The 13,632-nt window shown below is 73.1% G+C and carries 14 protein-coding genes; 11 read left to right on the top strand and 3 right to left on the bottom strand.

What is annotated here, in order from left to right; all coding sequences use genetic code 11:
* Positions 1-721, top strand: a 721-nt coding sequence (locus OFY01_RS09115) for a hypothetical protein (RefSeq protein ID WP_266598097.1), incomplete at its 5' end; no start/stop codon positions are given.
* A gap of 20 nt (positions 722-741) precedes the next feature.
* On the opposite strand, the gene OFY01_RS09120 is transcribed toward OFY01_RS09115, so the two are convergent.
* Positions 742-1,944, bottom strand: a complete 1,203-nt coding sequence (locus OFY01_RS09120) for an amino acid deaminase/aldolase (protein ID WP_266598099.1) — start codon at positions 1,942-1,944, stop codon at positions 742-744.
* A 409-nt stretch (positions 1,945-2,353) separates the two neighbouring features.
* Between OFY01_RS09120 and OFY01_RS09125 the strand changes: the two genes are divergently transcribed.
* Together OFY01_RS09125 and mycP are read left to right on the top strand one after the other, a co-directional pair.
* Positions 2,354-3,532, top strand: coding sequence for a hypothetical protein (locus OFY01_RS09125; RefSeq protein WP_323135495.1), 1,179 nt, complete (start codon positions 2,354-2,356; stop codon positions 3,530-3,532).
* Complete coding sequence (gene mycP / locus OFY01_RS09130) at positions 3,529-4,743, top strand: type VII secretion-associated serine protease mycosin (RefSeq protein ID WP_266598101.1); 1,215 nt, start codon at positions 3,529-3,531, stop codon at positions 4,741-4,743. Before OFY01_RS09125 ends, mycP begins: the two co-directional genes overlap by 4 nt.
* Positions 4,744-4,761: 18 nt before the next feature.
* Here the strand turns inward: mycP and OFY01_RS09135 are convergent, their stop codons facing one another.
* Positions 4,762-5,028, bottom strand: a complete 267-nt coding sequence (locus tag OFY01_RS09135; protein ID WP_266598103.1) for a hypothetical protein — start codon at positions 5,026-5,028, stop codon at positions 4,762-4,764.
* Between the two features lie 95 nt (positions 5,029-5,123).
* Here OFY01_RS09135 and OFY01_RS09140 point away from each other — a divergent pair, with 95 nt between their 5' ends.
* Positions 5,124-5,897 carry an SseB family protein gene (locus OFY01_RS09140; protein WP_266598105.1) on the top strand — a complete coding sequence of 258 codons (774 nt, stop codon included), beginning with the start codon at positions 5,124-5,126 and terminating at the stop codon, positions 5,895-5,897.
* Positions 5,898-5,924: 27 nt separating this feature from the next.
* On the opposite strand, the gene OFY01_RS09145 is transcribed toward OFY01_RS09140, so the two are convergent.
* Positions 5,925-6,311, bottom strand: a complete 387-nt coding sequence (locus OFY01_RS09145) for a DUF1844 domain-containing protein (protein WP_266598107.1) — start codon at positions 6,309-6,311, stop codon at positions 5,925-5,927.
* Positions 6,312-6,660: 349 nt separating this feature from the next.
* On the opposite strand from OFY01_RS09145, the gene infC reads away from it, so the two are divergent.
* The 7 genes from infC to pheT all read left to right on the top strand — a co-directional run.
* The gene (infC, locus tag OFY01_RS09150) at positions 6,661-7,317 is read left to right on the top strand and encodes a translation initiation factor IF-3 (RefSeq protein ID WP_266598121.1); all 657 of its coding nucleotides are present in this window, start codon (positions 6,661-6,663) and stop codon (positions 7,315-7,317) included.
* 139 nt (positions 7,318-7,456) lie between these two features.
* Positions 7,457-7,651, top strand: a complete 195-nt coding sequence (rpmI, locus tag OFY01_RS09155) for a 50S ribosomal protein L35 (protein ID WP_007829094.1) — start codon at positions 7,457-7,459, stop codon at positions 7,649-7,651.
* 108 nt (positions 7,652-7,759) lie between these two features.
* Positions 7,760-8,146, top strand: a complete 387-nt coding sequence (rplT, locus tag OFY01_RS09160; RefSeq protein WP_266598109.1) for a 50S ribosomal protein L20 — start codon at positions 7,760-7,762, stop codon at positions 8,144-8,146.
* 199 nt (positions 8,147-8,345) lie between these two features.
* Positions 8,346-9,188, top strand: a complete 843-nt coding sequence (locus OFY01_RS09165; protein WP_266598111.1) for a TrmH family RNA methyltransferase — start codon at positions 8,346-8,348, stop codon at positions 9,186-9,188.
* Between the two features lie 51 nt (positions 9,189-9,239).
* Positions 9,240-10,388 (top strand): sensor histidine kinase, encoded by a 1,149-nt coding sequence (locus OFY01_RS09170; protein ID WP_266598113.1) that lies wholly within the window; start codon positions 9,240-9,242, stop codon positions 10,386-10,388.
* 190 nt (positions 10,389-10,578) lie between these two features.
* Entirely contained in the window at positions 10,579-11,724 is a 1,146-nt protein-coding gene (gene pheS, locus OFY01_RS09175) for a phenylalanine--tRNA ligase subunit alpha (protein ID WP_266598115.1), read from the top strand.
* Positions 11,724-13,632: phenylalanine--tRNA ligase subunit beta (gene pheT / locus OFY01_RS09180; RefSeq protein ID WP_266598117.1), on the top strand; the 1,909-nt coding region annotated here is incomplete at its 3' end. The genes pheS and pheT, both read left to right, overlap by 1 nt.

The raw sequence follows: 13,632 nt of genomic DNA on the forward strand, positions 1-13,632 counted from the left end.
GGCCGTCACCGCCGCCGTGGTCCTCGGGGGCCCCGGCTCCGGCGGGGCGAGCGGGGCGGGCGGTGGCCGGCCCGACACGGCGGCCTCCGGGTCGCCGTCCGTCACGACTTCCTCGTCCGCCACCACTTCCGCGCCCTCCCCGGGCGAGGACGCCTCCCGCGTCACCGACCAGCTCGACGGCATCACAATGCCCGTCCTCGCCGGCTGGCAGAAGGCGCGGTACGTCACCGACGACGCGGTCCTGATCACCACGCCAGGAACCTACGACTGCCCGTACGACGACGGGGTGTGCCGCCGTGGCACCGTCGCCGCGCAGCCCGTCACGTCGACCGACTCGACGGACCCCGCGACCCTCGCACGGAAGGACGTCGCCGTCGCCGCGTACCGCGCGTACGACACGGACGTGCTGGGGGAGCGCCCGTTCGGCGGGATCACCTCGCACAAGGTCGTCTCCGCGCGCCAGGTCGCCGTCGCCGGGCGCGTCGGCTACCTCGTGCGCTGGAGGGTCAGGACCGCGCACGGACCCGGCGGCTACGTGGAGTCGGTCGTGTTCCGTTCCGGCGTCGGCGCCGAGGGCCTTGTCGTGGTCCGGCTCACGCTGGACGCGAGCCGCGCCGCGCCCCCGCCGACCGACCTGGACAGGATCGTGGCGGGCATCTGGCCGATGGGCGCGACGGCGGGCAGCGGGGGAGTGGGCAGCAGCATCGGCCCGAGCGATTGAGCGACTGACGGCGGACCGCCTCAGAGGAAGGTGTACCCCTCGCCGCGGTACGTGGGCACGCTGGCGGTCACGGTGTCGCCCGACAGGAGATGCAGCACCTCGAACCGCTCGCACAGCTCCCCGGCCTTGGCGTGCCGGAACCACACCTTGTCACCGATGAGCAGGTCGTCCGCCGCCGAACCGAGCAACGGCGTCTGCACCTCGCCCGGCCCCTCCTGGCCGTCGTAGCGCAGCCCCTCCGGCAGGTACGGCACCGGAAGCCGGTCGGCACCGGCGGCGCCGGACGCGGGATATCCGCCACCGAGCACGGTGACCACGCCGACCCCCGGGCGCCGCACGACGGGCTGGGCGAACAGCGCGGCCGGGCGCCCCGTGAACGACGTGTAGTTGTCGAAGAGCCGCGGCACGTAAAGACCCGATCCGGCGGCGATCTCCGTCACCGCCGCCTCGGCGGCGGTGTGCTGCACGCTGCCGGTGCCGCCGCCGTTGACGAACTCCAGGTCCGGCACGACGGCCCGCACCGCGCGCACGACCTCCGCCCGCCGCACGGCGAGCTCGCGGCGCGCCGCGGACTGCATGAGCCGGATGGCCCGCGACCGCACGGGCCGTCCGGCGATCGCGTCGCCCACCCCCGCGACATGTCCCTCGTACGCCATCAGCCCCACGAGCCGGAAGCCGGGCCTGCGGGCCACCACCCGTGCCAGGTCGGCGAGTTGGGAGGGGGTGCGCAGCGGCGAGCGCAGCGCGCCGATTCGCACCCGGCCGCCCAGCACCCGCCAGGACGTGTCGAGTTCGAGGCACACCCGGATCTCCTCGCCCCCGCCGTCCCGCGCGTCGTCGATGAGCCGCAGCTGCGCCGGGTCGTCGACCATCACGGTCACGGCCGCGGCCAGCTTCGGGTCGTGGGCGAGCTCGGCGAAACCCGCGCGGTCCGCGGACGGGTAGGCGAGCAGCACGTCGTCGAAGCCCGAGCGGGCCAGCCAGACCGACTCCGCGAGCGTGAACGACATGATCCCGGAGAACCCCGGCCGTGACAGCACCCGTTCGAGCAGCGCACGGCAGCGCACCGACTTGCTGGCCACCCGTACGGGCTTCCCGGCGGCCCGGCGCACCAGGTCGTCGGCGTTGGCGTCGAACGCGTCCAGATCCACGACGGCGAGGGGGGCGTCCAGATGCGCGGTGGCCCGGTCGAGCCGGGCCCGGTCGGCGTGGCGGGGTCTCATGGTCGAAGCCTGCCAGACCGGATTACCCCTGGGTAGAGGGATGATCCGGGCAGATCGGCCGAGGTCGTACGCCGCTTCACACCGTCCACACGAACGCCCGTTAGAGTGACGCGCACGCAGGCTGAGGAAACGGGGAGGCATGAGCACACAAGCCGGACGTGTCCCGTCGCGCCCCGCCCGGCCCCCGCGCTTCCCGGCTTCCCCGCCCGAGCCGCAGGCCCCGTCCGGGACCGCACCGCACTTCGTGCCCGCCGCGCCGCCGTTGCCGTCGACCCCGCCGCCGCCCATCGCCTCGACACGGTTTCCTGACACCGGTCCGACGAGCCCGGTGCCCACGGGCCCGGCACCTACGGGCTCAGTGCCGACGGGCACGGGTCCGCTGCGTGTCCCGCCCGCCGTGGTTCCGCCTGTGTCGCCGTCCCCGCCACCGCCGTCCCGGCCGCCGGTCGTGGTCGCGTCCGCGTCGTCCGGTTCCTCGGCGCCTCCCGGTTCTCCGGGTTCCTCCGGTTCCTCCGGTTCCTCCAGTTCCTCTGGTTCCTCCGGGGGCGACGGCGAGTCCGGTGCGAGCGAGACCGCGGGCGTCCCCCTGCCGCCGACCGCACCCGCTTCGTCGGCCCGCTTCCCCGACGCGCCGCCCGGCCCGCTTCCCCCTGAGACCACACCGAGCGAGACCACCGCCCGGCTGCGGCCGGTCCCCGCCGCCGCGCCCGCGCGCCGCCGCGTCGGCGCCGTCGACCTGACGCCACAGCCCGGCACCGAGGGCCGCCCGTTCGTACGGTTCGCCCCGCCCGAGCACTACGACGACAGGACCACCCGGCTGCGGCCCGTCAGCGACCGGCTCAAACTGCGTGCCGTCGCCGCCGTGGCCTGCCTCGTCCTGGGGATCGGGCTGCTCGGCGGCGCCACCGCCGGCGCCCTGCTCACCGGCGACGACGGCGCCTCCTCCGCGCGCGGCTCCTACCGTGCCGCGGCGGAGCTCTGGCACGGCATCCCCGTGAACCGGCTCTTCCCGCGCACCCTGAAGGGCGACGGGGCCGGGCCCGGCGGCGCCGACCGCACCTGGACGCGGATCGCCGTCGCCCCGTCGAGCGGCTGCGCCCACGCCTTCGACCCGCTCCTGTACAAGGCGCTGCGCCCCGCCGGGTGCCTGCGTCTGCTGCGGGCCACGTACACCGACGCCACACAGAGCGACGTCACCACGGTCGGCCTCATGTTCACCAAGGCCGACGCCTCCGCCATGCGGGCACTGCACGACCGGTTCGCCCGGCAGGGCCTGGCCGCCCGCCGGGACCTCCTGCCGCGCGCGTACGCGGCCCCGGGCACCGACGCCGCCCACTTCGGCGACGCCCAGCGTGCCTCCTGGGTCGTCGACGTGCTCACCGACGTCCCCGTCGTCGCCTACGCGGTCACCGGCTTCGCCGACGGTCGCACCGTCACCGACCCGGAGCCCGCCGCCGACGCCATGAAGCCGGGCTCCACCACGGCCCCCGCCCAGGCCGGGCTCGGCCACACCGCCCGCGGCGTCGCCGACCTGATCGAGCAGGGCCTGCGCAAGGCCGTGAAGCAGCCGACGGAGCGACCGTCATGATCCACCCGACCGGCCACCGCCCGACCGGCCACCGCCCGACCGGCCACCGCCCGCCTCGCGGAGCCGTCCGTGCCGCCGCCGTGCTCGCCGCCGCGGCCCTCACGCTCGTCCCGTCGACCGCCGCCCACGCCGACATCATCCGCGCCAAACAGTGGGGCCTGGAGGCGATGCACACCCAGGACGCGTGGCGCACCACCAAGGGCAGGGGCATCACCGTCGCCGTGCTCGACACCGGCGTCGACGCCACCCACCCCGACCTCACCGGCAACGTCCTCACCGGCAAGGACTTCGTCGGCTTCGGCGCCGTGCGCGGCGACCGCGACTGGGCGCGCCACGGCACCGCCATCGCCGGAATCATCGCGGGCCACGGCCACGGGCCCGCCCACGGCGACGGCGTGCTCGGCGTCGCCCCCGAAGCCAGGATCCTCCCGGTCCGCGTGATCCTCGAGGACGGCGACCCGGCCCGTGCCAAGGCCCGCCAGTCCCGCGGCGACGCCCTGGCCGAAGGCATCCGCTGGGCCACCGACCACGGCGCCGACGTCATCAACCTCTCCCTCGGCGACGACTCCGCCACCGCCCACCCCGAGGCCGACGAGGACGAAGCGGTGCAGTACGCGCTGAAGAAGGGCGTCTCGGTCGTCGCCTCCGCGGGCAACGGCGGTGAGAAGGGAGACCACATCTCCTACCCGGCCGCCTACCCCGGCGTCATCGCCGCCACCGCCGTCGACAACACCGGACAGCGTGCCCCGTTCTCCACCCGCCGCTGGTACGCGACCGTCGCCGCGCCCGGCCGCGGGGTCGTCACCGCCGACCCCGACCGCAAGTACTACTCGGCGTGGGGCACCAGCGCGGCCTCCGCGTTCGTCTCGGGTGCCGTCGCCCTGCTGCGCGCCGCCCACCCGGGCCTGAGCCCCGCGCAGATCAAGAAGGTCCTGGAGGAGACGGCCCAGGACCCGCCGCCCGGCGGCCGTGACGACTCACGCGGTTACGGCCTCGTCGACGTCGCCGCCGCGATCGCCGAGGCCGCCAAGGTGACGCCCCGGACCCTGAAACCGGCCGCGTACGGCAAGAAGTACTTCGGTTCCGGTCCGGACGACCCCGCCGAGGGCCCCGCCGCCTGGGTCGGCTGGGCCGCGGGCGGGCTCGGCGTGCTGCTGCTCGGCGCGGCCGGATACCTCTGGCGCGGCCACCGCCTCACCCGTCGCCGCTGACGGCCGTCACCGCGGCCCTTACCACGTCCTCGACGAGCCAGACCCCGTCGTCCGGCTCCCTCGGGAGACGACCGCCACCAGGTGGCGCCGCCCGCCCACGGTGATCCGTCCGGCGCTGTTGACGTCCCACGGCCCGGTGGTGCTCCGCCGCAGCCGGCCGTTCTTCAGCGCCGGGTCCGTGCCGCTCCTCCCGCCCGACGCGGCGGCCCCCGCCACGAGCACCGCGGGGGCGATCACGGCGCAGGCGAACGGGTGGCGTCCGCGGCGAGGCTCGGCGCACGGCATGCCGAGTGCCTCGGACCGGGCCCTGTGACCGGTACGAGCCCGGTCTCGGAGGCTGCTGAGAAGACGCCGACCGGCGCTCGGTAGGGTCGGTGAACGTGGCGAACATGAACATTCCCGACCCCGGCTTCTCCGATGACGACGGCAGCGCCGACCCCCGCCTGGCCGCGGCCCTGGCCGCCTGGTCCCAGGACCGCTCGGCCCACGGGCCCGTCCTGGAGGCGCTGAAGGGGGCCCGGCTCCTCGTGCCGGTCGTCGCGGTCCTTGGCGAGGTCGAGGAAGGCGGTCAGGAGGGGCGTGAAGCCGGAAGCAAGGGCGGCGGTGGGAGACGCGGGGCCGGTCTTCGGCGCGAGAAGACCAGCGACATGGCCGTCCCGACGCTCAAGGCGGGCGACCGCACCGCCCTGCCCGCCTTCACGTCCACCGAGACGCTCGCCCTGTGGGACCCGGCGGCCCGGCCCGTCGCCGTCCCGTTCCACCAGGCGCTCCAGGCCGCCGCGCACGAGAAGGCCGACACGGTCGTCCTCGACCTGGCGGGCCCCGTCCCGTACGAACTCACCGGCCCGGCCCTGTACGCCCTCGCCGAGGGCCGCACCGACACCGACCCGCTGGCCGACCCGGCGGTCACGGACGCGGTGCGTGCGGCGGTGGCGGCGGAGCGGGCCGTGGTCAGGGCCTACCTGGGCCCGGGGCAGGCGGACGGGCTGCTCGCCCTCGTCGTGGACGGCGACCCCGCGGCCGTGGCCCGGGCGGTGGCGTCCCGCATCGCGGCCGACGAAACACTGCGGGCCCGCCTGGTGCGCGGCCTCGACCTGGCACTGCTGCCGGCCGACGCCACACCTCCGGGCGAGCCCTTCTACGCACGGGACTGAGTACGGCTGTCCGTACCGGGACGGCGGCTATCCGTAGACGGCGCCCGTGTACTTCTCGCCGGGTCCCTGCCCCGGCTCGTCCGGCACGATCGAAGCCTCGCGGAACGCCAGTTGCAGCGACTTCAGGCCGTCGCGCAGCGGAGCCGCGTGGAAGGACGAGATCTCCGTGGCGCTGCCGTCGAGCAGCCCCGCGAGCGCGTGGATCAGCTTCCGGGCCTCGTCCAGGTCCTTGTGGGCCTCGCCCTCCTCGGTGAGGCCCAGCTTCACCGCCGCCGCGCTCATCAGGTTGACCGCGACCGTCACGATGACCTCGACCGCGGGCACCTCCGCGATGTCGCGGGTCAGCGCGTCGTAATCGGGGGAATCAGGGGTGCCGGCGGCGTCGGGGGCGGCGGCGGGGGTCGCGTCAGTCATGGCCCCCACGATAAGCGGCGGCCTCACGGTTGGGCGCACCCCCCGGAACCTGCTAACCTTGTGTAACGACCGGCCGGACACACATGTCGTCGCGACTGAGTGACCGGCCCACAAGTGGAGACTCCGATCTCCCACCTGGCCGCTCGTGAGGGCGGCGGGTCACCGGTCAGACGGTCCCCATCGTTCCGTACGGACGATGGAGCCGTCCGAAAGACGCGCCCCGCGGTCCACCGTGGCGGTGCTCCGGTAATCCTCGGAGTCCCGCCTGTGTACCGTCCGGGGCATTTTTTCTGCACCGGCGCGGTTGGTACTTACCAAACAGACGTACGCGGCGGTCCGCCAGGCCGTCGTGTGGTGCTACCGAGGAGGATCCATCAGCGCCGAGCCCCGCATCAACGACCGGATTCGCGTTCCCGAGGTGCGACTTGTCGGTCCCAGCGGCGAGCAGGTCGGGATTGTCCCGCTTGCCAAGGCCCTGGAGCTTGCGCAGGAGTACGACCTCGACCTGGTCGAGGTGGCCGCGAACGCACGTCCGCCGGTCTGCAAGCTCATGGACTACGGGAAGTTCAAGTACGAGTCGGCCATGAAGGCCCGTGAGGCGCGCAAGAACCAGGCGCACACGGTCATCAAGGAGATGAAGCTCCGGCCGAAGATCGACCCGCACGACTACGACACCAAGAAGGGTCACGTCGTCCGGTTCCTCAAGCAGGGCGACAAGGTCAAGATCACGATCATGTTCCGTGGTCGCGAGCAGTCCCGTCCGGAGCTCGGCTACCGGCTGCTGCAGCGTCTCGCGGAGGACGTCCAGGACCTCGGCTTCATCGAGTCGAACCCGAAGCAGGACGGCCGCAACATGATCATGGTCCTCGGTCCGCACAAGAAGAAGACCGAGGCGATGGCCGAGGCCCGTGAGGCGCAGGCCGCCCGCAAGGCCGACGCGAAGGCCAACCCCGGCAAGTCGCAGAACGCGGCTGAGGCCGAGGCCGAGGCCGAGGCCCCCGCCTAGGCCCGCCGAGGCACGATCCGGCGGCGTGCAGCCCGTACGCCCCGGATACCGACAGACACAACTGACGTTCCCTCACGGCCGGTTCGCGCCCACGGCACGGACCGGCCGGGAACGCCACTGACGAGGAGAGAACGGCGCCATGCCGAAGAACAAGTCGCACAGCGGTGCCAGCAAGCGCTTCAAGGTCACCGGCTCCGGCAAGGTGCTCCGTGAGCGCGCCGGCAAGCGCCACCTGCTCGAGCACAAGTCGTCCCGTCTGACGCGTCGTCTCACCGGCAACGCCGAGATGGCCCCGGGCGACGCCAAGAAGATCAAGAAGCTTCTCGGCAAGTGACGTACGAGCGGCCGGTGCGCCGCGCCGCCGTACGCCTCTGAAGACCGGGACCTATTCGAATTCGGGTCGGGTGACGTCAACCCCGGCCCCGCTACAAGGAGTTAACAAGTGGCACGCGTCAAGCGCGCGGTGAACGCGCACAAGAAGCGTCGGGCGATCCTCGAGCAGGCCAGCGGCTACCGCGGTCAGCGTTCGCGGCTGTACCGCAAGGCGAAGGAGCAGGTCACCCACTCCCTCGTCTACAACTACAACGACCGCAAGAAGCGCAAGGGCGACTTCCGTCAGCTGTGGATCCAGCGCATCAACGCCGCTGCCCGCGCCAACGGCATCACCTACAACCGCTTCATCCAGGGTCTGAAGGCCGCCAACGTCGAGGTGGACCGCAAGATCCTGGCCGAGCTCGCCGTGAACGACGCGAACGCGTTCGCCGCGCTCGTCGAGGTCGCGCAGAAGGCGCTGCCGGCGGACGTCAACGCCCCCAAGGCCGCCGCCTGAGCGCTCCGCTGAGCCAGGTGTGACGTGGGACCCGCAAGCCCGAGTGCTTGCGGGTCCCACGTTTTCGGCGGTGCGTCCGCCGTGTTCTGTTTCGTTGCCGGGTGCGGGTGCGTCGTGGTTGATCGCGCAGTTCCCCGCGCCTCTGGGGGGAGACGTCCCACCGGCCCCCTCTCGTCGCGCTCTGTAAAGGTCAGGTCCTGTGGCTGCCGTTCCTGAGTTGATCTCCCCCAAGTCCCCCCGCGTCTTCGCCGCGCGGCGGCTCGCCAAGCGGAATTTCCGGGGCAAGGAGCGGCTGTTCCTCGCCGAGGGGCCCCAGGCCGTGCGGGAGGCCGCGGCGCACGGTGGACTCGTCGAACTGTTCGCCACGCTCGACGCCGCCGACCGGTACGCCGACATCGTCGCCGAGGCGCGCGACGCCGGCGCCCGACTGCACCTCGCCGACGAGAGCGTCGTCGCCGACATCTCCACCACCGTGACCCCGCAGGGCCTCGTCGGTGTCTGCCGGTTCCTCGACACGCCCTTCGAGGAGATCCTCGCCGCGCGGCCCCGGCTCGTCGCCGTGCTCGCGCACGTGCGTGACCCCGGCAACGCCGGGACCGTGCTGCGCTGCGCCGACGCCGCGGGCGCCGACGCCGTGGTGCTGACCGACGCGTCGGTCGACCTGTACAACCCCAAGGCCGTACGCGCCTCGGTGGGCTCCCTGTTCCATCTGCCCGTCGCCGTCGGCGTGCCCGTGGAGTCGGCCGTCGAAGGGCTCAGGGACGCCGGCGTGCGCATCCTCGCCGCCGACGGCGCGGGCGACGACGACCTCGACGACGAACTGGACAAGGGCACCATGGGGACCCCGACGGCCTGGGTCTTCGGGAACGAGGCATGGGGCCTGCCCGAGGAGACCCGCGCCCTCACGGACGCCGTCGTACGGGTCCCGATCCACGGCAAGGCCGAGAGCCTCAACCTCGCCACGGCCGCCGCCGTGTGCCTGTACGCCTCCGCTCGTGCACAGCGCGCCCCCAAAGGGTGCCGCTCCGTCACCGGCGACTAGTAATGTGACCACCTCGGGGCCCGCGGACCGAGAGGTGGGATGGCGGGAGACATGAGTGTCGTCGGCACGAGCAGCTCGTCGCAGGTGAAGGCCCGGTCCGCGCCGGTCGCGGCCCGGTGCGGCCGTGACGGGCTCGACGGGCTCGGCCTCCACCCCGACGACCTGCCCGACGGTCTGGTCGTCGCCGACGAGCACGGCCGCGTCATCACGTTCAACACCGCCGCCGAGCGGATCACCGCCGTCCGTGCCGAGCACGCCCTCGGCGCCCCGCTGGCACACGCGCTGCCGCTCGAGGACCTCGAAGGCCGGCGCTGGTGGGACCTGACCGATCCCTACGGCGGCCTCGCCACCCGCGTCAGGCAGCCCGAGCGGAACCTGCTGCTGCCCGGCGGGCACGAGGTCCTCGTCTCCGCCCGCTATGTCCGCACCGCGCCGACCGGGCCCGTGCACCGCGTCGTCGTCTCGATCCGCGACACCGAGGCGCGGCGCCGCACCGAGCGCAGCCACGCCGAGCTGATCGCCACCGTCGCCCACGAGCTGCGCTCCCCGCTCACCTCCGTCAAGGGGTTCACGGCGACGCTGCTCGCCAAGTGGGAGCGGTTCACCGACGAGCAGAAGCGGCTCATGCTGGAGACCGTCGACGCCGACGCCGACCGGGTCACCCGGCTCATCGCCGAGCTGCTCGACATCTCCCGCATCGACTCCGGGCGCCTCGAAGTGCGCCGCCAGCCCGTCGACATCGCGGCCGCCGTCTCCCGGCACATCCAGGCACACGTCGCCGCCGGCCAGGACGCCGACCGGTTCCTGCTCCGCGTCGAGCAGCCGCTGCCGGACCTGTGGGCCGACCCGGACAAGGTCGACCAGGTGCTCAGCAACCTCCTGGAAAACGCGGTGCGGCACGGCGAGGGAACTGTCACCATCGACGTAGAGCCCCACACGCCCGCCACGGCCACCGCACCGGCGGCCACCTCGGTCACCGTCAGCGACGAGGGGCCCGGCATCCCGGAGGAGTCCATGAACCGCGTCTTCACCCGCTTCTGGCGGGGCAGCAAGCGCGGCGGCACCGGGCTCGGCCTCTACATCGTCAAGGGCATCGTCGAGGCCCACGGCGGCACCATCACGGTCGGGCGCGCACCCGGCGGCGGCGCCCGGTTCCGATTTACGTTGCCCGTGGCGGCGCCCGCGTATCTCACCAGCTGAGAGAGCATCGACCCACGGGCAACGATACCCGCCCCACCCCCGTTAGACTCGTCCTTTGGCACGTTTGCGTCTCGCGCCCTCGACGGCCGTCGACGCGTCAGCGGGACCATCAGCCAGGCTCGGCATCCGGGGCTTTCAAAAGGGGAGCCGAGAAACGGAGCGGAGCGCAGTGAATCGGAAGCACGGAGAGATGTCGGCACCGAACAAGTCGTACGACCCTGTCGAGGTCGAGGCACTGAAACCGGAGAACATCGAGCGCATCCGGGACGAGGCGCTCGCCGCCTTCGCCGCCGCGGACTCGCTCGACGCGCTTCAGGAAGCCAAGGTCGCGCACGCCGGCGGCACCTCGCCGCTGTCGCTCGCCAACCGCGAGATCGGCGCGCTGCCCCCGCACGCCAAGGCCGCCGCGGGCAAGCTCGTCGGCCAGGCCCGCGCCGCCGTCGGCCGGGGCCTCGCCGCGCGCCAGGCCGAGCTCGAGGCCGAGCGTGACGCGCGCGTCCTGGTCGAGGAGGCCGTGGACGTCACGCTGCCCTACGACCGCGTACCCTCCGGCGCCCGGCACCCGCTGACCACGCTCTCGGAGCGCATCGAGGACGTCTTCGTCGCCATGGGCTACGAGGTCGCCGAGGGACCCGAGGTCGAGGCCGAGTGGTTCAACTTCGACGCGCTCAACATCGGCCCCGACCACCCCGCCCGTGGCACCCAGGACACCTTCTTCGTCCAGGGCCCCGACAGCGGCGAGGGCGAAGCCACCGCCGACGCCGCCGACTCCGGTGTCGTGCTGCGCACCCACACCTCGCCCGTGCAGATCCGCTCCATGCTCGACCGGGAACCGCCGGTCTACGTGATCTGCCCCGGCCGCGTGTACCGCTCCGACGAGCTGGACGCCACCCACACCCCCGTCTTCAACCAGGTCGAGCTGCTCGCCGTCGACGAGGGCCTGACCATGTCGGACCTCAAGGGCACCCTCGACCACATGGTCAAGGCGCTGTTCGGCGAGGACATGAAGACGCGGCTGCGGCCGAACTTCTTCCCGTTCACCGAGCCGTCCGCCGAGATGGACATGGTGTGCTACGTCTGCCGCGGCGAGTCCGTCGGCAACCCCGACCGCCCCTGCCGCACCTGCTCCTCCGAGGGCTGGATCGAGCTGGGCGGCTGCGGCATGGTCAACCCCAAGGTGCTCGTCGCCGCGGGCGTGGACCCCGAGAAGTACAGCGGATTCGCCTTCGGGTTCGGCATCGAACGGATGCTGATGTTCCGCCACAACGTCGAAGACATGCGAGACATGGTCGAGGGTGACGTCCGCTTCACCCGGCCGTTCGGGATGGAGATCTGATGCGTATCCCGCTTTCCTGGCTGCGGGAGTACGTCGACCTCCCCGCCTCCGAGACCGGCCGCGACGTGCAGGCCAAGATCGTCGCCACGGGCCTTGAGGTCGAGACGGTCGAGCAGCTCGGCGCAGGCATCAAGGGCCCCCTCGTCGTCGGTCAGGTGCTGACCATCGAGGAGCTGGAGGGCTTCAAGAAGCCCATCCGTTTCTGCACCGTCGACGTCGGCACGGCCAACGGGACCGGTGAGCCGCAGGAGATCGTCTGCGGCGCCCGCAACTTCGCCGTCGGCGACAAGGTCGTCGTCGTGCTGCCCGGAGCCGAGCTCCCCGGCGGCTTCGCGATCGCCGCGCGCAAGACGTACGGCAAGGTCTCGCACGGCATGATCTGCTCCAGCGACGAGCTGGGCATGGGCGACGACGGCACCAAGGGCATCATCGTGCTGCCGCCCGAGCACGAGGTCGGCACCGACGCCATCGAACTGCTCGAACTCGTCGACGAGGTCCTCGACATCGCCGTCACCGCCAACCGCGGCGACTGCCTGTCCATCCGCGGCGTCGCCCGCGAGGTCGCCATCGCCTACGGACTGCCGCTGCGTGACCCGGCGCTGCTCGACGTGCCCGCGCCCAACGCCGACGGCTACCCGGTGCGGATCGCCGACCCGATGGGCTGCGACCGGTTCACCGCCCGCACGGTGACCGGCCTCAGCCCCGAGGCGCGCTCGCCGATCTGGCTCCAGCGCCGCCTGCAGAAGGTCGGCATGCGCCCGATCTCGCTCGCCGTCGACGTCACCAACTACGTGATGATGGAGCTCGGCCAGCCGCTGCACGCCTACGACCGCTCCCTGGTCGAGGGCGCCATCGGCGTGCGCCGCGCCGAACAGGGCGAGAAGCTCACCACGCTCGACGGCACCCAGCGCGTCCTGGACGCCGGTGACCTCGTCATCACCGACGAGCGCGGCCCCATCGGCCTCGCCGGAGTGATGGGCGGCGCCCACACGGAGATCGCCGACCACGACCCCGAGGCCGGGGCCGGTACGACCGACGTCGTCATCGAGGCCGCGCACTTCGACGCCGTCTCCATCGCCCGCACCGCGCGCCGCCACAAGCTGTCCTCCGAGGCGTCCAAGCGGTTCGAGCGCGGCGTCGACCCGCAGGCCACGTCGGCCGCCGCCCAGCGCGCCGTCGACCTGCTCGTCCTCCTCGCGTCCGGCACCGCCGAGCCCGGCGTCACCGAGGTGATCGCCCCCTCGGCGCCGCGCACCATCACCATCCCGGCCGACCACCCGGACAAGGTGGCGGGCGTGGCGTACGGCCGCGAGAGCGTGGTGCGCCGCCTTCAGCAGGTCGGCTGCGACGTGTACGGCCAGGACGCCCTGACCGTCACCGCGCCGTCCTGGCGGCCCGACCTCACCGACGCCAACGACCTGGCCGAAGAGGTCATCCGCCTGGAGGGCTACGAGAACCTGCCCTCCACCCTGCCCAAGCCCCCGGCGGGCCGCGGCCTGACCGAGCGGCAGCGGCTGCACCGGCGCGCGGGCCGGGCCCTGGCCGGGGCCGGTTACGTCGAGGCGCCCACCTACCCGTTCCTCAGCGAGAGCGTCTTCGACCAGCTCGGCCTGGCCGAGGACGACCCGCGCCGCAGCGTGGTCAAGCTGGTCAACCCGCTCAGCGACGAGGAGCCCGCGCTCCGCACCACGCTGCTGCCCGGCCTGCTCGCCGCGCTGCGCCGCAACGACGGCCGCGGCAGCCACGACCTGGCCCTCTTCGAGACCGGCCTGGTCTTCCGGCCCACCGGCCAGGAGACCGTCCCGGCTCGGCTGCCCGTCGACCGCCGTCCCACCGACGAGGAGATCGCCGCCCTCGGCACGGCGCTGCCCGCCCAGCCGCGGCGCGCCGCAGTCGTCCTCGCGGGCG

Source organism: Streptomyces beihaiensis (assembly GCF_026274175.1).
In the GTDB taxonomy this organism is placed as follows: domain Bacteria; phylum Actinomycetota; class Actinomycetes; order Streptomycetales; family Streptomycetaceae; genus Streptomyces; species Streptomyces beihaiensis.

Coding starts and splice junctions, on each gene's coding strand:
- OFY01_RS09120 (WP_266598099.1), bottom strand. CDS start 1,944: ATGAGACCCCGCCACGCCGACCGGGCCCGGCTCGACCGGGCCACCGCG.
- mycP (WP_266598101.1), top strand. CDS start 3,529: ATGATCCACCCGACCGGCCACCGCCCGACCGGCCACCGCCCGACCGGC.
- OFY01_RS09135 (WP_266598103.1), bottom strand. CDS start 5,028: ATGCCGTGCGCCGAGCCTCGCCGCGGACGCCACCCGTTCGCCTGCGCC.
- OFY01_RS09145 (WP_266598107.1), bottom strand. CDS start 6,311: ATGACTGACGCGACCCCCGCCGCCGCCCCCGACGCCGCCGGCACCCCT.
- rpmI (WP_007829094.1), top strand. CDS start 7,457: ATGCCGAAGAACAAGTCGCACAGCGGTGCCAGCAAGCGCTTCAAGGTC.
- OFY01_RS09170 (WP_266598113.1), top strand. CDS start 9,240: ATGAGTGTCGTCGGCACGAGCAGCTCGTCGCAGGTGAAGGCCCGGTCC.
- pheS (WP_266598115.1), top strand. CDS start 10,579: ATGTCGGCACCGAACAAGTCGTACGACCCTGTCGAGGTCGAGGCACTG.